The sequence below is a fragment of the Paucihalobacter sp. genome, from assembly GCF_036825875.1.
Lineage (GTDB): Bacteria > Bacteroidota > Bacteroidia > Flavobacteriales > Flavobacteriaceae > Paucihalobacter.
The window spans coordinates 1-21,599 of the sequence record NZ_DAISXK010000030.1 but is presented as its reverse complement, the minus strand read 5'-3'; the positions used below and the strand labels follow the sequence as shown (position 1 = coordinate 21,599).

At 36.5% G+C, this 21,599-nt stretch carries 16 protein-coding genes and 1 pseudogene; 11 read left to right on the top strand and 6 right to left on the bottom strand.

Features of this window, described 5'->3' with window-relative positions; all coding sequences use genetic code 11:
* Positions 1-49: 49 nt before the first annotated feature.
* From V7Z48_RS09535 to V7Z48_RS09525, 3 genes are all read right to left on the bottom strand, one after another.
* Entirely contained in the window at positions 50-3,322 is a 3,273-nt protein-coding gene (locus V7Z48_RS09535) for a S41 family peptidase (protein WP_334113193.1), read from the bottom strand.
* A 65-nt stretch (positions 3,323-3,387) separates the two neighbouring features.
* On the bottom strand, positions 3,388-5,091 hold the full coding sequence (gene ggt, locus V7Z48_RS09530; protein WP_334113192.1) for a gamma-glutamyltransferase: 1,704 nt from the start codon (positions 5,089-5,091) through the stop codon (positions 3,388-3,390).
* Entirely contained in the window at positions 5,088-5,693 is a 606-nt protein-coding gene (locus tag V7Z48_RS09525; protein WP_334113191.1) for an acyl carrier protein phosphodiesterase, read from the bottom strand. Before V7Z48_RS09525 ends, ggt begins: the two co-directional genes overlap by 4 nt.
* Positions 5,694-5,764: 71 nt before the next feature.
* Here V7Z48_RS09525 and glmM point away from each other — a divergent pair, with 71 nt between their 5' ends.
* Together glmM and V7Z48_RS09515 are read left to right on the top strand one after the other, a co-directional pair.
* The gene (gene glmM / locus V7Z48_RS09520) at positions 5,765-7,153 is read left to right on the top strand and encodes a phosphoglucosamine mutase (protein ID WP_334113190.1); all 1,389 of its coding nucleotides are present in this window, start codon (positions 5,765-5,767) and stop codon (positions 7,151-7,153) included.
* Positions 7,154-7,176: 23 nt separating this feature from the next.
* Entirely contained in the window at positions 7,177-8,679 is a 1,503-nt protein-coding gene (locus tag V7Z48_RS09515; RefSeq protein WP_334113189.1) for an aminotransferase class V-fold PLP-dependent enzyme, read from the top strand.
* Here V7Z48_RS09515 and V7Z48_RS09510 read toward each other — a convergent pair whose 3' ends face one another.
* Positions 8,680-9,591 (bottom strand): lysophospholipid acyltransferase family protein, encoded by a 912-nt coding sequence (locus tag V7Z48_RS09510; protein WP_334113207.1) that lies wholly within the window; start codon positions 9,589-9,591, stop codon positions 8,680-8,682.
* 33 nt (positions 9,592-9,624) lie between these two features.
* Between V7Z48_RS09510 and V7Z48_RS09505 the strand changes: the two genes are divergently transcribed.
* On the top strand, positions 9,625-10,275 hold the full coding sequence (locus tag V7Z48_RS09505; protein ID WP_334113188.1) for a rhomboid family intramembrane serine protease: 651 nt from the start codon (positions 9,625-9,627) through the stop codon (positions 10,273-10,275).
* A 75-nt stretch (positions 10,276-10,350) separates the two neighbouring features.
* Here V7Z48_RS09505 and V7Z48_RS09500 read toward each other — a convergent pair whose 3' ends face one another.
* On the bottom strand, positions 10,351-11,505 hold the full coding sequence (locus V7Z48_RS09500) for a TlpA disulfide reductase family protein (RefSeq protein WP_334113187.1): 1,155 nt from the start codon (positions 11,503-11,505) through the stop codon (positions 10,351-10,353).
* 141 nt (positions 11,506-11,646) lie between these two features.
* Here V7Z48_RS09500 and mnmE point away from each other — a divergent pair, with 141 nt between their 5' ends.
* The 4 genes and pseudogenes from mnmE to V7Z48_RS09480 all read left to right on the top strand — a co-directional run bounded on the left by mnmE (position 11,647) and on the right by V7Z48_RS09480 (position 16,039).
* Positions 11,647-13,035: a tRNA uridine-5-carboxymethylaminomethyl(34) synthesis GTPase MnmE gene (gene mnmE, locus V7Z48_RS09495; protein WP_334113186.1), complete on the top strand. Its 1,389-nt coding sequence runs from the start codon at positions 11,647-11,649 to the stop codon at positions 13,033-13,035.
* A gap of 319 nt (positions 13,036-13,354) precedes the next feature.
* Positions 13,355-14,899, top strand: coding sequence for a toll/interleukin-1 receptor domain-containing protein (locus V7Z48_RS09490; RefSeq protein ID WP_334113185.1), 1,545 nt, complete (start codon positions 13,355-13,357; stop codon positions 14,897-14,899).
* A 21-nt stretch (positions 14,900-14,920) separates the two neighbouring features.
* Positions 14,921-15,244, top strand: coding sequence for a hypothetical protein (locus V7Z48_RS09485; RefSeq protein WP_334113184.1), 324 nt, complete (start codon positions 14,921-14,923; stop codon positions 15,242-15,244).
* Positions 15,245-16,039 (top strand): annotated as a pseudogene (locus tag V7Z48_RS09480) (cation transporter).
* 176 nt (positions 16,040-16,215) lie between these two features.
* Here V7Z48_RS09480 and V7Z48_RS09475 read toward each other — a convergent pair.
* Positions 16,216-16,938, bottom strand: coding sequence for an SOS response-associated peptidase (locus V7Z48_RS09475; RefSeq protein WP_334113183.1), 723 nt, complete (start codon positions 16,936-16,938; stop codon positions 16,216-16,218).
* A 294-nt stretch (positions 16,939-17,232) separates the two neighbouring features.
* On the opposite strand from V7Z48_RS09475, the gene V7Z48_RS09470 reads away from it, so the two are divergent.
* The 4 genes from V7Z48_RS09470 to V7Z48_RS09455 form a co-directional block, all read left to right on the top strand.
* A complete protein-coding gene (locus V7Z48_RS09470; RefSeq protein WP_334113181.1) occupies positions 17,233-17,775 on the top strand; it encodes a SanA/YdcF family protein in 543 nt (180 codons plus the stop codon).
* Positions 17,776-18,006: 231 nt separating this feature from the next.
* On the top strand, positions 18,007-18,450 hold the full coding sequence (locus V7Z48_RS09465; protein WP_334113180.1) for a hypothetical protein: 444 nt from the start codon (positions 18,007-18,009) through the stop codon (positions 18,448-18,450).
* 292 nt (positions 18,451-18,742) lie between these two features.
* Positions 18,743-20,047: a hypothetical protein gene (locus V7Z48_RS09460; protein ID WP_334113179.1), complete on the top strand. Its 1,305-nt coding sequence runs from the start codon at positions 18,743-18,745 to the stop codon at positions 20,045-20,047.
* Between the two features lie 127 nt (positions 20,048-20,174).
* A partial coding sequence (locus V7Z48_RS09455) for a gliding motility-associated C-terminal domain-containing protein (RefSeq protein ID WP_334113177.1) occupies positions 20,175-21,599 on the top strand: 1,425 nt, incomplete at its 3' end.

The window sequence follows — 21,599 nt, the reverse complement described above, 5'->3', positions numbered from 1 at the left end:
GTTGATATTATTTCTTAAGGCAGTCATTCTAACTGTGGTAATAAAGCATTTAATTGTCATTTTTGTAACCCTCAGGTCGCTTCCATCTAACAGGTGGTGCTGGTTCAGGTTTTAATTCAAAGGTGTTTGTTTTTAACAATTCAAGTGTTTCTTTTACGGCACGTTCTAGTTGCGGATCGATGCCATTGCTAGTTTGTTTCGGATGTTGTATCACTTCAATATCGGGTGCTACGCCTTCAGCTTCAACGGCCCAATTGCCATCCGCATCATAAAAACCGCCACGTGGCGCGACCATTCTCCCACCATCAATAAAACGCGGCGTGTCCCAAGTACCAACTAAACCACCCCAAGTGCGGGTACCGATTAATGGACCCAATTCTTTGGCTTTAAACATATAGGGTAACAAATCGCCACCAGAACCAGCACGCTCATTTATAATCATAACCTTTGGTCCCCATATGCCAGCCATTGGTGTTGTCCACGGTCGGTTGCCTTCGGTTTTGCTATTGAAATAGCCAAATAGTTCACGACTCATAATATCAATCATGTAATCAGCAGCCGAACCACCACCGTTATTGCGTTCATCAATTACAACACCTTTTTTATCTTGCTGAGAAAAGTAATAACGATTGAAAGAAGTAAAACCAGGACCTGAAGTATTAGGCACATATACATAAGCCAATTTCCCGTCAGATAATTTATCTACCAATCGTCGGTTACCTTCAACCCAATCTATTGTGCGCAAGTTTCGTTCGTTGGAAAGAGGCTTCACTGTAACGGTTCTAGCGCCAGAATTGTTGGGCTTGTTGTTTACGGTGATTTCTATTTCTCTACCGACAGTTTGCTCAAACATTTGATAAATATTTTCTTCAGATGAAATCTTTTTACCATTTACCGCCAAGATATAATCACCTTCATTAACCTTTATGCCAGGTAAACCCAATGGCGCATTAAATCCAGGATTCCATCGTTCACCTTTGTATATTTTAGAGATTCGGTAGTGACCGTTGGCTATTTCATAATCACAACCTAACAGACCAACTGGTACTCTGGAAACATTGGGCATATCGCCACCGGAAACATAGGAATGCCCAATAGCAACCTCACCACTCATAATATCAACTACGTAATTTAAGTCTGTTCGATGCCGAACATGGTCGATCCACGGTGAATACCATTCGTAAACTTCATTCCACGGAGCGCCGTGCACATTATTCACATAAAGAAAATCTCGCATGTAGCGCCAGCCTTCTTTAAAAATTTGATGATATTCGGCCTTTGGATCTATTTTTAATTTCATGTCTGTGGCTAGTTTGCCATCACCTGCCTTTGGAGTGCCTTTTGTTTCAACGATAAACCAACCGCCATTTTGTTTTAAAAGCAATTGCTTGCGATCGGCCGAAACCACCATAGATTGTGCCCCTTTGCTAAATTCCGTTGCTTTTTCTTTTTCAACGTCATAGCTATGCACTGTAAAATCAGATACATTCGGCACTTGTTCTGCTACAAAAACAGTGTATTTTGGGCCAGCTAAAAGTGCTACATACTCACGATCATCCAATTTTAAAGCTACCGCACGATCAAAAATACCGTCCGCATCAATCTTTACAATAACAGCTTCTTTTTTATCCTCCTTTTTATCATCTTTCTTATCGTTATTCTTGTCATCTGTTTTATCTTTCTCTTCGGAGTTTGTTAGCGCTTCAACATCCATTTTAGGAAGATTTGGTGCAGAACCGTCACTACTCAAAACAATAGCGTATAAACTGCGAGTAGTTTTAGGATCGTAAGAACTCATATCTAACCAACCAGTTGCTAAGCCGTAATTGGTGCTAGCAAGTGTATAAATATAAGCACCTGAAGCATCCCAAACAGGGCTGATTGCATCGGCAATACCATCGGTAATTTGTATGGTTTTATTGGTTGAAATGTTATGCGCAAATACAGCTTTAAAATGACTATTAAGTTGTTTTGCATAAGCGATCCATTGGCTATCAGGCGACCATACTGGATTCATGCTGCGATTTGGATGGGCATAGCGATCGGTGTCAGCTTTTACTACCTTTTTGGTTTCTAAATTGGCAATCCAAATATTGTAATCTGTATCGGTGTAGGCTATATGTTTCCCATCGGGCGACCAATCTTGTTGGAAGTAAAACGTTGGATTTGGTAGGGTTATTTCGGTTTTATTTTGCCCGTTTTGGTCGGCTATTACGAGTTTGTAATCACCGCTGTTATCTGAAAACCAAGCGATCTTATCACCTTTTGGCGACCAAATAGGGTAGCGGTCAGCAACGCCAGAACTATTGGTTAAATTTATCCAACCCCCTTTTTCCTTCGGGACACTAAAAATTTCACCTCTATATTCAAATAAGGCACGCTTACCGGTTGGTGACAGATTGGGATTGTTCAAATTATTAGCAGTTACATTTTCCCATCGTTCTCTAGCGTAATTTAAATCACCTTTAACGGAAATATTGAGTTGTTTGGTTTCATTGTTGGTTGTATTGAATAGATGGAGATAACCGCCCTGTTCGTATACTATTTTATCGTTATGGGCATCTAAACTTTTAACATCAAATTTCTTATGAAAAGTTATTTGTTTTTCAGTTTTCGTTTTCGGGTCAAAACTCCAAATATTACTGGTGTAATCTCTTTCAGAAAGGTAGTAAACAACACCATTTAACCAAACCGGATCTAGATGGCGTTCTTTATCTAATTGCGGTGTGGTAATTAAATCTTTAGTTTTTAAATCCACAATCCATATAGGCATGGCCTGACCACCGCGGTAATTGCGCCACTCAGGATCCCAACTCATGATGGGTGTGTAAGCCAAGTGATTGCCATCTTCTGAAATTTCGCCATAAGCAGCACGGTTAATATCTAAGGCTTGCGGAAAGTTGCCTTCTAAATCAACAGTGAAAAATTTAGTGCTTTGTGTTGGTTTAGCTTCACGGCTGGAACGAAACAAAACTCTTCCCTCGGGTGTCCAGCCTTGTACAAAATCGCCATCGGGGTGATAGGTTAATCGCTTTGGCTCTCCACCTTCAGCAGGAATTACATATACATCTAAATTGCCATCGTATTCTGCGGTGAAGGCAATATGTTTTCCATCGGGCGAAAAGTGTGGATCTTGCTCATAGCCTTCACTGCTTGTTAATCGAACAGCATTGCCACCGTTTATTGGGGCTTTCCACAAATCGTTGGCATACACAAAAACGACTTCGGTATTAGAAATAGTGGGCTCTCTTAGTAATTGCGTTCCTTGGCTAAAACTTAAAAGCGCGAAGCAGAAGGAAAATATAGGAATAATTAGTTTCATAAAAGTTAGTATTTGATAGTTGTTTTGATTAAATTAGTGTTATAAAATTGAATATTATTTGTTTGTTAAAAACCAACGGCCGTATCATCTCCGCGTCTGTCAGCGCCACCTTCGAGTCTTCCATCGTCAAGCATCAAAATGCCATCTACTTTGCCTAAAATAGGCGTTGGTTTGTCACTGATAATATAACCCAATTCTTCAAGTTTCGCCAATAATTCTGGAGAAAAAGTTTGAGGTTCCATTCTAATTTCGTCGGGTAACCATTGGTGGTGAAATCTTGGTGCGTCAACAGCCTGTTGCATTCCCATATTGAATTCAATCACGTTTAAAACAGTTTGAAATACCGAAGTAATAATGGTTGAACCACCTGGAGTGCCGAGGGTCATAAAAAATTCGCCATCTTTTTCAACAATGGTTGGCGTCATTGAGCTGAGCATTCGTTTTTCGGGAGCGATGCTATTAGCTTCGGCACCTACCAATCCAAACATATTGGGTTCGCCGGGTTTACTGCTAAAGTCGTCCATTTCATTATTGAGAAAAAATCCGAGTTCATCGGCAAATAATTTACTGCCATAAGCGCCATTGAGTGTGGTAGTTACCGCTATCGCATTGCCGAAGGAATCAATAATGGAATAATGTGTGGTTTCGTCACTTTCGTAAATAGCAATGTTACCTTCTTGAATTTCTGTTGAAGGCGTGGCCCTTTCGAACGAAAAGTTTTCCATGCGTTGCATTAAGTATAAGTCACTTAGCAAATGATCGGTCGGAATCTTCACAAAATCAGGATCCCCTAAATAATAATTTCTATCGGCGTAGGACCGACGTTCAGCCTCCACCAACACTTGAATTGTTTTAAGCGAATTATGTCCGTAATCTTTTATATTGAAGGGTTTTATCATGCTCATCATTTGCGCCAAACAAATCCCACCAGAAGCAGGAGGCGCCATTGACGAAATAGTGTATTCCTTATATTGAAAGGTTATAGGATCGCGCCATACAGGTTTGTATTGTTTCAAATCTTCATGGGTAATGATGCTGCCATTTCTTTGGAAAAAGGCTACTAACGAATCGGCAATCACACCCTTATAAAAAGCTTGCGCTCCACCTGCCGCCAACTGCCTTAAGGTATTGGCAAGTGCTTTGTTTTGTAATGTTTCACCTGCTTTGGCCGATTTATTGAAGATAATTGTTTTGCCATTTACGACTGTGAACAAACTATCCAACCTTATAAATTCTCTCTCTTGAGATTCACTAATTGGAAAACCCTTTTCAGCAAGTTGGATTACTGGTTCTAAAATCGTCGCAACATCTAATAATCCATGTTTTTCTTGAGCTTCAAATATTCCAGCAATCGTGCCTGGAACGCCAACAGCCAAACCACCGATGGTGCTTTTTCCTAGAATAACATTACCATTTTGATCTAAATACATGTCTTTTGTTGCAGCGAGTGGTGCTTTTTCACGGTAGTCTAAAGTGCCTTTGCTACCATCGGCCATGCGATAAACCAAAAAACCGCCACCGCCAAGATTTCCCGCAAAAGGATAACAAACAGCCAAAGCCATTTCGGTAGCCATCATAGCATCGAAGGCATTGCCGCCTTTTTTTAAAATTTCCAATCCAATTTCTGAGGCTTCTTTTCGTGCGGACACCACCATCGCTTTTTCAGCAATAATTCCTTGTTGCTGGGTTTTGGAAACCTGATGTGAATAGCTGTCTTTACACGACCAAATAACTGAAATAACGAAAAAACTAAGTATCCAAGATTTCATTTTAAAGCAAATTTTGTAGTTAGCTCTATAAGTTTAGATGAAGAAAAAATGCGTAATTTCTCAAAAAATTCGGTGAATTCGTTTTCAAATTCACTGTAATAGGTAATAAGTTCGGAGGTTGCATTGTTCATTCCTGAAAGGTTTTTAGTTCTTCGGTTCATACCATCTAATACTTTTTGAATGCCTTCAATATTGGCGTAGTTCAACAACCAATTATCGGCAATCATATACGGAATCATTTTTTGAATGCGTTTGGGTAACAATTCGAAATTATCTTCAAGTAGATCGTAAAAGTTACTCACAAATAATTCTAAAGGCTCATTTGAATATCGGTTCCAGTTTTTAGCCAAAAAGTGGTCATATAAAATGTCAACAATAACGCCGCTATAATGACTATAATTTGGATGTAGGCGTCTGGTACTCTGCCGCACCGTTGGATGCGCATCGGTAAAGGTGTCAATTTCTCGATGTAGCAAAATCCCGATTTGAATATCTTTCGGAAACTTTTTGTATTCCTTGCCTTTTATACCATCGGCTATAAAATTGCCAATGCTCACCAAGGGGATATTGTTTGAAAGATAAATATGAGCTAAAAAATTCATTGGGTTAAATTACAAATTCAGGCGCACATTTTTATTCATAGGTGTTATATTTGCTTAAAATATAAGCAAAAATGACCTTAATTAAATCAATTTCAGGTATTCGTGGCACCATTGGTGGCGCGGTTTCACATAATTTAACCCCTATAGACGCGGTAACTTTTGCCGCTGCCTACGGCACATGGATTAAAGAACAACGCAATAAAGAAAACTACAGAGTTGTAGTAGGAAGAGATGCGCGGATTTCGGGTGAAATGATTCAAGGTTTGGTAATGCATACCCTTGTAGGCATGGGAATTCATGTGATAGACCTCGGACTCTCAACCACGCCAACAGTTGAAATTGCAGTACCGATGGAGCATGCCGATGGTGGGATTATTATTACAGCAAGCCACAATCCGAAACAATGGAATGCCCTTAAATTATTAAATGCCAAAGGCGAATTTTTAAATGCAGCAGAAGGTCAGTATATTTTAGAAGTGGCTGAGTCTAATAAAATGAACTTTGCCGAAGTTGACCATCTAGGAAAAATAACGGTAAATGACGCTTATATGGATCTTCATATTGACGCTGTTTTAAAATTAGATTTGGTGAATGTTGAAGCAATTAAAAACGCCAAATTCAAGGTGGTTTTTGATGGCGTAAATTCTACAGGTGGTATTATTATTCCATTATTGTTAGACCGGCTAGGTGTTCATACTGTTAAATTATTCTGTGAACCTAATGGCGAATTTCCGCATAACCCAGAGCCATTAAAGGAACATCTCACCGACCTTTCTCGAGCTGTTGTAGATCATCGTGCTCATTTGGGAATTGTTGTAGATCCGGATGTTGATAGATTGGCTTTTATGGATGAAAAGGGCGATATGTTTGGTGAAGAATATACATTGGTGGCATGTGCCGATTATGTGCTGAGTAAAACTTCAGGAAACACAGTAAGCAATTTGAGTTCCACTAGAGCCTTAAAAGATGTAACTGAAAAACACAAGGGTTCTTATCAAGCTAGTGCGGTTGGTGAAGTAAACGTAGTAGAACTCATGAAGCAAACCAATGCCGTAATTGGTGGCGAAGGAAACGGCGGTATTATTTACCCGGAATTGCATTACGGACGTGATGCGCTAGTTGGAATAGCCTTGTTTTTGAGTTTGCTGGCGGAAAAAAATCTATCGGTTAGTGCACTTAAAAAAACCTATCCACAATATTTTATGAGTAAAAATAAAATTGAATTAACGGAAGGTTTAGACGTGGATGGTATTTTAAAGGCCATGGCAGAAAAATACCAAAATGAAGAGGTTTTAACCATTGATGGTGTTAAAATTAATTTTGAAAATAGTTGGGTTCACTTACGTAAAAGTAACACCGAACCTATTATTCGTATTTATACGGAAGCACCATCGCAGACCCAAGCAGATAGTTTAGCGATTCAAATAATAGACACCATAAAGACCATTGCCAATATTTAATTCTTGTGAACCCAATTAAAAGTATGATTTCTGCAAACCAAACCATAGAAATGTCGCGTGAATTAGAAACGTATTTTAATAAGTTTCGTCAACATATCATTGGCATTAATCAAACCTTTGAATCGCCTTATGGCACCAAAGAAATCATTTACTCTGATTGGACAGCTTCGGGTAGATTGTATCGACCCATCGAAGAAAAGCTTATCAACGAATTTGGGCCGTTTGTAGCCAATACACATACCGAAACGACGGTTTCAGGCACGGCGATGACGCTTGCCTATCACAAGGCAAAAGACATCATTAAAAAACATGTAAATGCGCATGATGATGATGTATTAATTGTATCTGGTAGCGGTATGACTGATGCAGTGAATAAATTCCAACGTATTTTAGGATTGAAGATACCTGAAAATTTAAAAGTTTACACCAACGTTCCTGAACTGCTAAAACCTGTTGTTTTTGTATCGCATATGGAACATCACTCTAATCACACATCGTGGTTGGAAACTATGGCAAAGGTTGAGGTAATTCCACCGGGAAAAGAAGGTTTATTCAGCCTAGAAAACTTAGAAATTTTATTACATCAATATCAAGAGCATCCCTTAAAAATTGTCGCAATAATTGCTGGTTCAAATGTTACTGGAATTCAAACACCTTATCACGATGTTGCAAAGTTGATGCATCAACATAGCGGTGTGTGTTTTGTGGATTTTGCGTGTTCGGCACCCTATGTTAATATCGACATGCATCCAAAAGATGAGGATGCTTATTTAGACGCTATTTATTTTTCGCCCCATAAATTTTTAGGTGGCCCAGGAACCAGTGGCGTTTTGGTTTTCAGCAAAAAATTGTATAAAAATATGATTCCTGATTGTCCTGGCGGTGGTACGGTAAGTTGGACCAATCCTTGGGGTGAACATAAATACATTGAAAATATCGAAGAGCGTGAAGATGGCGGTACCCCAGGTTTTTTGCAAACCATTAAAACAGCTTTGGCCATCAATTTAAAGGAGCAAATGGGAGTTGAAAATATTTTAAAGCGCGAACACCAACTTGTGAATTATTGTTTTAGAAGACTGAAAGCCAATAAGAACATTCACATTCTCGCCGAACAACATCAGGATAGGCTAGGAGTGCTCTCGTTTTACATAGATGATTTACATTACAATCTTGGTGTAAAATTACTCAATGACAAGTTTGGTATTCAAACGCGTGGCGGTTGCAGTTGTGCTGGAACTTACGGACATTATTTACTGCATGTAGATTACGATACTTCTCACGAACTTACTAACCAAATTAGCATAGGTGATTTGGTGCGGAAACCGGGCTGGATTCGCATGTCTATACATCCAACTACAACTAATGCCGAAATGGAAGTGATTTGTAATGGTATTATCGAATTGGCTGATTACCATAAACTATGGAAAGAAGACTATGATTACGATAGAAACACCAATGAGTTTATTCATAAAAGTAAGATTACTTCAAAACACAGTGACTTAGTGAATACGTGGTTTCAATTATAACTATTTATAAGCTTCTGGCACGACGTCTTTGTGTTTCCATCGTTTGTGCGTCCATAAATAATATTCTGGCGCTTCATGAATCTGTGCTTCTAACAATTTCAAGAAATTATCGGTAATTTTATAATCTTTAAAACTATTTGGATTGTCCGTAATTTTGGTAAAAGTTGTTTCGTAATAACCGCGCTTTAAGCGTTTCACACCAAAAAAAACCACACTCATATCTAGTTTTTTTGCTAAAACTTCGGCACCAGTATGTACGGGCACTTTAATACCCATAAATTCTTGCCAATGAAAGGCCTTGTCGGCTTTTGGAGATTGGTCGGAGGCGAATCCGCTAATAGTGAGTTCTCCATTATTATGAGCATCGGAAATAACTTTGAAAGCTTCTTTGGTGGTTATTAAATGCGAATCAAACTTTGCACGTATCTGCTTTACAAGTCTGTCAAAATACACATTGGCTAACTTTTTATAAATAGCATAACCTTTGTGTTGAATGTGTTTTTGTAGAATAAAAATCCATTCCCAACTGCCGTAATGTCCACACATTAGCACCACACTTTTGCCTTGGCGCCCTAGTTCTTGTATAAGTTCTATATTATAAAATGTATAGCGTTCTTTCATTTCGGATTCAGTAATTGTCATTGATTTAATGGCTTCTAAAATCATATCACATAAGTGATGGTAAAAGGCGTCCATAATGCGTTTCACTTCTTGATCTGTTTTCTCTGGAAACACTAAATTTATATTGTATTTTACCGTTGTAGTACGGTAACCGAAAACTTTATAAATAAAAAAGTATAACACATCCGAAAAGGCATACAGCAATTTAAATGGCAATATAGAAACAAACCACAAAAAAGGATAAATAAGTATGTAAGCGATAAGTTGCATAGAATGGTTAAATTTGCGGATAAAGATAAAATTTAACTTTTAATCCATACATATATGGGAGGATTTGATTTAGTAACCATTATCGTTATCGCAGCCAATGTTATTATTACTTACAAGGCTTTAAATGATTATGGTTTTTTTGAACGCTATAAATTCAATATCGGCGCAATTAAGGCCAGTGAAAGAATAAGAATGTTCAGCTCAGGATTTTTACATGTTAATAGCATGCATTTATTCTTTAATATGTTTACTTTGTATTTTTTCGCTCCTATTGTAATCTACAATCTCAATAGTTTTAATTTTCTAATTATCTATTGCGTTAGTTTGGTTTTAGGAAGCTATTTGAGTTACTATTTTCACAAAGACGAAAATCATTACAGTGCAGTTGGCGCCAGTGGAGCGGTTACAGGTGTGTTGTACTCTGCTATATTGCTCGAGCCCAATATGAGTTTGTATTTATTCTTGATTCCAGTACCAATTCCAGCTTATGTATTTGGTATTGGTTATCTGCTGTATTCTATTTATGGTATGAAAAAAAGTATTGGCAATATTGGTCATGATGCACATTTTGGCGGCGCTATCGGTGGTTATGTTGCAACCTTGGTTATGTTACCAGTGTTATTAAAAACCTCTTTATTAATGGTGTTCTTATTAGCTATACCTATTATAGTTTTATTTGTGATGCACAAAACTGGAAAGTTATAGCGATTTTTTAAAAAAGTTATGACATAAAAAAAGGCTACCCGAAAGAAGGCAGCCTTTTTTTTAATAAGCCTGAACTTAATTAAGCAGTTCAGCAATTTTTTGTTCTAGGGCAATACCTCTTAAGTTTTTGGCTATTATTGTGCCTTCTTCATCTATTATGTAAGTTGCCGGAATCGCATTTATGTCGTAAAGTTTAGCTACAGGATCGTTGAAATATTGTAGGTTGGAAACTTGATGCCATGTTAATTCATCATCTTCAACAGCTTTTAACCATGCGGCTTTTGCGTCTCCTTGACGTGGTGTTCCGTCAAGCGAAACGCCAATTATTTCTAAACCTTTATCGTGAAACTGATTGTAAACTTTAACGACATTTGGATTTTCTCTTCTGCATGGACCACACCAAGCTGCCCAAAAATCTATAATAGTGACTTTTCCTTTAATATCATAAAGTGATAATGGATTGCCGTTCATATCAGGAGCAGTGAAGTTGGGCGCTTTTTTTCCTATTGTTAGTCTTTGGGATTTTTGTTGAGCCTCTTTTACTTGTGCAATTTTTTTTGTAATGGTCTTCCCGTATTCAGAGGTTTTTAAGGTTGAGCTCAACGTGTTGAAAACAGTTTCATACGCATCTACATCAACATCTCTTAAATTGGTTTGTGCATCAACAATAAATAAACTAACATAACTGTCAGGATGATTTTCAACAAAATTTAAGGCATAATTTTCATTACGCTTAACCGCATCTTGAAATTTATCGGAATAAAAATCAATGTTTTCTGTATCTTTTAAAAATTTTGCCTCATCAAGTTTAATACTTAAGGATTGTAATTCTAATTGTGCTTGGTTTCTGCCTTCAATAAATTTCACATAATCATCATTACTTTTAGAACCTGTCACTTTAGAATTAACGATATTATTTTTATCAATATCTATGGTTATCCGACTATTTTCAATAATGAGTGGTAGGTTACCAGTGACGCTATTTACGGAAATGTAAAGCATTTCGGGGTTATCAAGCTTACCCTCGAATTTGAATTTTTCATCTACCACAATAGCCGTGTCGATAGGTATTGGTCTACCTTGTTCATTTGTTGTTTGAAGTATTACCCTAATACCATTATAAATTTCTTTAGCCGTGCCATCAATAACATAGCCTTCTGGTTTAGGTTCTTCTGTTTTACAAGATGAAATTAAGGCAACAATAAAAAGTATTGATAATAGTTTTTTCATGATATCTAATTTTTTTTAGGTATTGCAAATATAAAAACTATCAGTTGAATTGCACTTAAAAAGCTGTTAAAGCGAACCAAAGACGACGAAAATGCTGTAAATCTTTAATTTTGCAATACTTTTGTTTATAAAATAATTTGAATGATTTTAAATGAAACTATTGTCGCTTTGGCCACGCCTTCGGGTGCCGGAGCCATTGCTATAATTCGTTTGTCTGGACCAGATGCTATAAGCATTGGTGCCAAGCATTTTAAATCGGTTTTTGGTAAAAATCTGAAAACTCAAAAGACTCATACAATTCATTTGGGTCATATTGTGGATGGTATGCGTGTGATTGATGAGGTATTATTGAGCATTTTTAAAAATCCCAATTCATATACAGGTGAAGATGTTTTGGAAATATCTTGTCATGGGAGTCCTTATATTCAACAGGAAATCATTCAGCTTTTTTTGAAAAATGGTTGCCGAATGGCGAATGCAGGCGAATTTACCTTGCGCGCCTTTCTGAATGGAAAATTAGATTTGAGTCAGGCCGAAGCCGTGGCCGATTTAATTGCTAGCGAAAACGAAGCGTCACATCAAATTGCTATGCAACAAATGCGAGGCGGTTTTTCAAACGAGATTGCCAAGCTACGAGAAGAGTTGCTCAATTTTGCCTCATTGATTGAATTAGAGTTAGATTTTTCGGAGGAAGACGTTGAATTTGCCGATCGTTCACAATTTAAACAATTATTAGAACGTATTGAAAATGTGCTCAAACGACTCATCGATTCTTTCGCCGTGGGCAATGTCATTAAAAACGGAATTCCCGTTGCCATTGTAGGCGAGCCCAACGTGGGTAAATCCACTTTATTAAATGCTTTGCTCAATGAAGATAGAGCGATAGTTTCAGAAATAGCAGGAACCACAAGAGATACAGTTGAAGACGAAATAAGCATTGGCGGTATTGGTTTTAGATTTATAGACACCGCCGGTATTAGAGAAACCAAAGATGTGGTTGAAAGCATCGGCATTAAAAAAACTTTCGAAAAAATAGACCAAGCACAAGTGGTGATGTTTTTGTTTGATGCCGCTACAGCGTTGTCAAATTTAGATGATGTTGCGATTGAGCTAGCCAAGATTAGAAATAAATATCCCTTAAAACCTCTAATTACCATCGCTAATAAAATAGATATATTAACTGATAGTGAACTAGCTAAAATTAATAAAGTAATTCCAGATGTAATGTTGATTTCGGCAAAGACACAATTTGGTATTGAACAGCTCACCAATAAGTTACTTTCTATGATTAACAGTGGTGCCTTGCGCAACAACGAAACCATTATTACCAATTCCAGGCATTATGATGCCTTATTGAAAGCACTCGAAGAAATAATGAAAGTTAAGCACGGAATGGAAAGTGGCATTTCGGGAGATTTATTGGCTATCGATATCCGGCAAGCCTTATTTCATTTTGGTGAAATAACAGGTCAAGTATCCAATGATGAGCTACTTGGTAATATATTTGCCAATTTTTGTATCGGGAAGTGAGTGAGACAGCAAATCTTTGATTTGCGTATTCGAACTCATCCCGTTTGCTGAGGTACGAGGCAAATCGTTATTTATTCCGATGAAGGAGTGACTTTGATTTGTTTAGTCGAACGTATCATATCAATGAGTATAGCGTATATATAACCTATAAGCGTTATGGATACTGATACCTAAAGCCTTATCAAGTCTTAACTTTATGAAATTTTAGTGATACCTAAATGGTTAATAAGTACTTTACTAGTAGCATGAAGCGCTGCGAGAGAACCATGTTTTTTACTGCTTTTTTTTTGCTATTTTTGAATTAACTGATACTTATTAAATGAAATACCACGCTTTTATTTCCTATAGCCATAGGCAGGATGGTATTCTTGGTGCCAACCTTGAAAAAGCCCTCGAAAAATTTGCAAAACCAACCTTTAAACGTCGTGCACTCGAAATATTTAGAGATGCCAATGACCTTTCTGCAGCTGCAGATTTAGGTAACAAAATAGAAGCAGGTCTTTTGGATTCTGAATATTTTATTTTTATGGCGTCTCAAGCGTCTGCGCGATCAAAATGGTGCCAAAGAGAAGTTGATTTATGGAAAGAGCACAAGTCCATGGATAACTTTTTGATTGCCCTGACCGATGGTGAAATTGTTTATGACGAAGCAACTTCAGATTTCGATTGGACAAAAACCACAGCCTTACCTAAAAACCTATCAGTTGCCTTCGCAGGAGAGCCACTGTACACCGATTTTAGAACTATTGGTGCTACTGAGGAACAAACGCTTAAGAATATAAATTTTGAAGGTAAAATTGTACATATAGCAGCAACACTTCACAAAAAGTCTATAGGCGATATGGTAGGCGAAGCGGTGAAACAGCACAAGCGCACCATGCGCTTGCGCAATGCCGCCATTTCTGTTTTAAGCATATTACTCATCATTGCAATAAGTGCATCTTTTGTGGCTTTAAGGCAAAAGGATAAGGCTTTGCTTTCAACCTATATTGCGCATTCACAAGCCCAATTTAATCAAGATCCTACCAAATCATTACGCCTTGCCGAATATGCTTATAAGTTTGCAAAACAAAAAAATATGCCTGTAAAAGAGGCTTCAGAACAGTTGATAAAAGTATTTTATAATGGCTTTGGCTTTTATCAAAAAAATCAGGTAACCAACTTCCAGTTCCAGAAAAACACATCTGTATCTTTAGAAAACAACCCAGTTTACAATCATATCAAGGAAATAGCGGAAAGTATAAATAACGAAACTCCAGATGGCTTTTACTTGGGGAAAGTTGACGATTTGTACTTTAATTCCGCTACCAACCAAGCCATATATGTGTTATCGGGGACAGAAATGCCCTTTCCTAAAATTTACGCTATAAATTATGACATGCAAAGCGGTACAAGCCAAATAAATTCAGCTGAAATTAAATTAGACGGGTTTAGTGGCTATACAGCTTACGTTCAAGATATTGAAATAACGCTAGATGGCCAATACACACTTCTGGGTTTTGCCAATGCTAAAGCTGCGCTCATCGACAATCAGGCATATTTTAATACCAATATCGAAAAAAATATTTTTAAAGACCGTTCTGTTTTAAAATCGGGTACAAATTATCCCATAAGCAAAGTGGCATTTGTTGATGAGGCAACGCACATGCTCACCTTAAGCTACGATACAGAAATAAAAAATGAATTTAGACGCAATGTAGATTCTACCTACTATTATTGGAAAAAAGAACCCTTTTCCTATATTGAAATACGAAATTCTGAAACCGAACACCAAAACAGTTCTTTAGACGGCAACTATTATATGAAACTTATTGGAGAAAATAGAGATAACTACTTTTGGTTTCATTATGCCCAAAAAGTGTAAGCGCTAGATACTGGTAAGTTTGTGGAATTTCCCGACGCGATCGCTGCAGATATCCCGGAAATTAAAACTACAGATGGTAAATTTTCAGCAAATTATAAAGGATTTTTTAATGCAGAAAAGGAGTTGCTTGTTCGTTTAGATGTTGATATTATTGACAACCCTGGTATTGCGTATTGTTTTTCAACAGATAATCAATTTTTTAAAGTAAGCTACTTAGATGGTGTTCAGCGGCTTTTTCCCCTAAATCCGGATGTTATTATAGATAGAGTTAACACTCCGGAAATTATGGGTAACATTTCAGATTTAGATCAGAATGACAAAACCCGATTTCTTATAAAAAACTAAATGAATAAAACAGTATTTGAAATAACCAAAATGGATTGTCCTTCAGAGGAAAATCTTATCAGGATGAAATTGGATGGCATTTCAAGTATTACGGGTTTAGATTTCGACATTCCAAATCGTAGGCTAATGGTTTTTCATAGTGGCGAAATAGCGGAAATAGAAAAGTCTATTATCGAATTAAATTTAGGCGGTAAGAAAATCGCCACTACACCAACCAACCAAACCAGCTTTAAAGAAAACACAAATCAGAAAAAAATACTGTGGATGGTTCTAATCATCAATTTTGCATTCTTTTTTATCGAAATGCTCACAGGACTCATCTCAAAATCTATGGGCCTTATTGCTGATAGTCTTGATATGCTGGCAGATAGTTTTGTTTAAGGACTTAGTTTGTTTGCAGTGGGCGGTACAATAGTCAAGAAAAAACGCATTGCTAAATTTGCAGGCTATTTTCAAATATCATTGGCAATGATTGGTTTTGTGGAGGTTTTAAGAAGGTTTTTCTCAACCGAGAAATTACCCGACTTTTCAACCATGATTATTATATCTATTCTGGCACTAATTGCAAACGGATTTTGTCTTTATATCTTGCAAAAGTCAAAAGGAAAGGAAGAAGCTCATATTCAAGCTAGTATGATTTTCACCTCTAACGACGTGATTATCAATTTAGGTGTTATAGCCGCAGGTATTTTGGTCAATTCGTTAAACTCAAACAAACCCGATTTGATAATAGGAACCATTGTTTTCGCTCTAGTAATTCAAGGAGCATTTAGAATTTTGAAATTGAGTAAGTAAATAAGAGTTAAGCACAAAAATTGAGCGCCCTTCACAATTTATTCCAAATGCACGCCATAATTTTTACAAGCAGCCACAAGGCATCAGTTGAAGATTAAAGCGTGCTTATTAAAATTTGATGTTTTTTGGATTAATTAAAAACTATTAAAACGCTGAGGATTGTTTTGTTACAGTCATTAAAATAAGGTTCCTTTTTTTACTTCATTTAAAATAGAAGGAATATTGGTATCAACCTTCGGCTGGTAAAGTAGGCTACTCACTGGATGAGCTTGAAAGGTTTTTGGTGTGAATCCGTCTTTAAGTAGCGCATTGATCTGTTGGTTATTTAAAGTTGGGTCTAACCAAGACGCATGCAATTCTGATTTTAAAACCAGTGGCATGCGCTTTTTAAGATTGTGAATCTCTACAAAAAAATCATTGGCTTCGGTAGTGATAATAGTGCATGTCAATTGTCCTTCTTTAATTTGAGAATACAAACCTGCAAAGGCAAATAATTGTCTAGATTGAGAATTACTTTTTTCAGGAATGTAACAGTAATAAGGAATGCTTTTTTTACTGATATGATGTGGTTCAAAAAATCCATCGGCCCAAATTAAACAACGTTGTGTCTGCAAACTGTCGGCATAAACGTTTGAATGAAACAGCTCTTCACTACGTGCATTAAAAGTGTGGTATTTTTTTATGAATGAAGCCATATCGCTTGAAGCCCATTCTGGTATTAATCCCCAAGTAGCAGTGGCTATATATTGGGGTTCTGCTAAACTTTGTATATGTAAATTAGGATAATTAAAAGCCGATAAATGAAAATAGGGCTTGTAAGGAATGGAAGCTTTCCATTTGGCTTTGGTTAAGCCCTCGGCTTCTTTCTGACTTTTAGTATTGGAGACGCTGTAACACATTATGGTTTATAAATCTCTTTGGTTATTTAGTTTAAGTTTAATTTCGATATTTAAAACTACAATTTTTAATCTAAAATTAACGTATTTAACCTTGAATTTGGAATTATTGTTCTACCAGAAATTATTTATGGAAGGACCTTAATATTTTTATAACTGTAAAGCATTTACGTTATAATATCTTAAATTTACCCAAATAAAAGTAACCGATGTATCTACATACAGCTTACTCATAATTAACTTTATTGCCAAAAAATTAATTAATCTGTGTTTAAAAAATTATTTAGACTAGTTTTCTTGGTAATACTAGTTATTGCAGCTATTAATATTTATATTGATTTTAAGGCGCGCGATTTTCTTTTTGACCATGCAAATGCCATTCCCGACAATACTTACGCTCTGGTTTTAGGCACTAGTAAGTATGTTGTAGGTGGTGGAAAAAATAGCTATTTTGAATCTCGCATGAAGGCAGCAGAGCAATTATTCTCAGCCAATAAAGTTGATACCATTATAGTAAGTGGCGATAATCGTGAAGACAATTACAACGAACCCAAACGCATGAAACAGGCCTTAATAGAACTCGGAGTACCAGAAGGCCTAATCCTTGAAGACAAAAGCGGCACAAAAACCGACTTTTCAATTAGATATTTTAAAAATAAGTATCCCGGGCAGGGTGTTACTATCGTTACACAGAAATTTCACAATCAGCGCGCAGTTTACTCCGCCAGAAAAAACGGTATGAACGCCGTTGGATTTAATGCAAACGACATCGGTTTCTTACGAGACAAAAAAACCCATGTACGAGAGTGGTTTGCTAAGGTGAAAGCTTTTACCCTTTAATTATATCGTTATTTTACTTTCAAAATTTATTAGTAAGCATTGATGTGTGAGAATAGAATTATTGCGGTTGATTTTATGGTGAATAATAGAATAACTAATGTTATTTAATTCATAGCCTTAAACACTCTATAGAAATATAAAATCATAAATTTTCACAAAAAATCGATAAAATGCTTGTTTTTCTCGCTTAATTGCATACATTTGCCATATTGAACCTCATAAATCCTAACTATGAAAACTAAAATTACTATAGTATCAATGGCGTTTTTCCTTGTTATGAGCCTTGGTTTCGCTCAGAAAGGTGAGCCTCAAAGCATCATTAGCGGTAAAGTTGCCATTGCTAAGTATCACGATCGCGATGAACTAGATAGAATGCAAAAAGGTCAGTTATTGGAATTGTATAATGAACGTATTGAAGTTATAGTTAATATTTTACCAAACATAGCCTTTGCTACAAAACCAGGTGTGACCATGACTACTCTTGGTATTCCAGATACTAAGGAAAATAGAAAAGCTTTGGAAGATAATATACAAGCCTCAAAAACCTACTTTGATAGTACTATTGATTTTCAAAAGAGAGTGCTGCCATATTCAGATAAGAGCAATTTGATTTCAGCCATTTTATTTTACGAACAAACCTTAAAATCATTACACACTTATAACGAGTTTAATTAAATAGTCCCCAAATTATTAAATAGTCCCCGAACCATTAATTTGAATTTTAGATTCATTATTAAGATCCTAGAATGTAAATTCTAGGATTTTTTTTTAGCATATTTGAAGCGTTTTCCTTCAAATTTATAAACTAAACAGTAAAATAAATCAAAAATTGTAGGATTTATTCTACAGTAGTAATTAATTTAAGTATTTTGTCGACTTTATTTGTATTTCATAGGATTAATATCTATTTTTGATTTATTAACAGATAACAGACCCAAATCTACTAACAGCATAATAAAAAATACTTATGAAAATCTTTACTCAAACTTTTTGCTTATTTCTCTTTGTAGCTTGCAACATTTTTGCACAGCAAGAAAAAGGAATATATGGAGCTGACAACTGGCTAAATAACTGGACAGAATTTAGACCAGCTCAAATAGAACAGGGAAAACCCACCCAAATTTTAACTGGTAATATAACCAAAGACACAAAACTTTATAAAAGAGACATCTATCTTCTATTGGGTAGTGTTTTTGTTACTGATAGTACAACCTTAACCATTGAGCCTGGTACGGTAATCATTGGAGATTATAAAACCAATGGCTCACTAATAATCAGTAAATCAGCTAAAATTATAGCCGACGGCTTAGAAACGGATCCTATCGTCTTTACTTCCAACAGAAGTGTGAAAAAAGAAGGCGACTGGGGCGGAATATTTATATTAGGCGATGCACCCATCAATAAATTCGGCAACGGTTCTGCAATTAATTATGGATTAAGACCATCATCACCTGACAATATAAACTATGGTGGAAACAACGCGACAAGTGATTCAGGAATTCTCCGATATGTGAGAATTGAATATGCAGGTAAAAGAACCAAGGAATATGGCTATTTTAATAGTTTAACCTTAGCTGGTGTTGGAAGTAAAACAATTCTCGAAAATATCATGGTTAGCTATAGCGAAGGAAACTCTTTTAATATTATAGGAGGTGAATTAAATTTAGATAAAATGGTTTCCTTCAGAACAAAAAGTAACGATTACGAATTTAATTACGGAACTCAATGTAATATCACCAATTCTTTGGCCATACGTTCGCCATATGTCTCTGGTGCTGATGGATCAAGATCTCTGTTTGTGGCTTCTTATGACAAAAAAGAGGAGATTGATTTTAATAAGAAAGGCACCTTAGTGAAGGCTGAAAATTTAACCTTGATTAACGTTACTGATAATCTCGCCTCTGACATTAGTGTTGGTCTGGTGAAAGAAGCCATTTATGTATCTAAAGATGCAGCAATCCACGTAAGTAAAAGTGTGATTTCAGGCTTCAATCCAGCCGTAATACTGGATGATAATATCAAAATTAACAACGCTAATCTTGAAAAGATAAAGTTAAGTGATATGTATTTCAATAACTGTAATGGTAATATTTTTAGTGCATATAACTCCAACAACGAAGATTTAGAAAACTGGTACGGCAACCGAGCGTTTTTTAATGTGTACTCTAAAGGATCGGATGTCGAAACGTTTATAGATTCCCATAATTCTAGATATCCAGATTTCCGATTGCGAATTAATAAAATCATAGCTTCAAACGAATATGATGATTAAACACTTTAACTGAAATAGAATAACATACAAATCGTCTGTTTGCCTATCCCTCAATAAATTTAAAGGATACCATAAATTTTTATGAGCACAGCATGAAGTAAAGATCACCAACTATAATTTAATTAGCATGCAAAAAACTACTATTTTTAAAAGGCTTTCTTTTCTACTGGGAGTTTTTGCTCTTTTATTAACAGGGCAGCTAAACGCACAAATAGTAATTGGGACACCAAACTTGGGGTTTAGTCAGGCATGCGCAAGTGCAACATTTAATTCGTACAATGTTACTTTTGTTTTTTCACCCGAAGCTGGGTTAAGTCCGACCAATCAATTCATTATTGAAATGTCGAACGCTACAGGAAGTTTTGCAACACCAGTAATTTTATTTACTTCTGAAGCAGGTGCCTTTACAACATCGCCTGCCACGTTAAATTTTGGGTTACCAACCGATACCGCTGGCGAAGGCTACAGAATAAGAATAAAAAGTACAGGTCCTGTTGCTACCAGTTCAGGTTCCGTACCTTTTGCAGCCTACTATAAAATTCAAGACAGTCCTTTCACAATTAATAATCTGGTTTCTACTGGCGCCTATTGCAGTGGTGGCAGTTATTTACTAACAATAGACAATCCTGGAAATGGTAATAATGATTCACCACTAAATTATCCCTCGCTAACTTTTAAATGGTTTAGAGAAACCGGACCAACCTCTGCGGTTTTTGTAACGGAAGGAAATACTTTAACTGTGACTCAAGAAGGTACTTATTTCGTGGAAACTAATTATGGAACTTGTACCTCTAATTCATTTTCTAATCGGGTTGCTATTAGCCAAGCCACTTCAGGTGAAGCCGACGCTACCATAGCATCAAGTTTAGGTAATCCTTATTGTCCAGCTCAAGGACTAACCACTTTGGCGACGATCGGCGGCAACAGTTACCAGTGGTTTAAAGATGGAGAAGCAATAGAAGGTGCCACGGAACAAACGTATCAAACCGACGAATCAGGTGTTTTTTCAGTGAATGTAGACTTAGGAGGATGTCAAGCATCTGGCTCTATTGATCTTGTGAGTGAAAGTTTTACGAGCGAATTAAATGTTGATGAAGAAAACACACTTGAATCTGGAAGTAGCTTAACAATTATAGCCACTACCACAGCAATTAACCCACAGTTTGAGTGGTATCTTAATGATAATTTAATCGCAGGCGCAACGTCAAATTCCTACGTAGCTACGGCATATGGCGAATACATCCTTGTTATTTCACAAACATCAGGTTGTATTGTTTCAAACGAATTATCTTTTAGAATAAGCGAACCAGTAGAACAATTTCCAAATGTTGCCAACATCCCGAATTTAATTAGTCCAAATGGAGACGGCATCAACGATACTTGGGTAATTCCAACCGAATATGTCAGTGGCACCAATACCGAAGTAATCATCCTATCTAGTCAAGGTAAGGTGGTATTTCAAACCAGCGATTATCTCAACAATTGGCCTGAAAACGGCATAGAATTTAGTAACATCAACCCGGTTTTTTATTACATCATTAAGGTGCCCGAT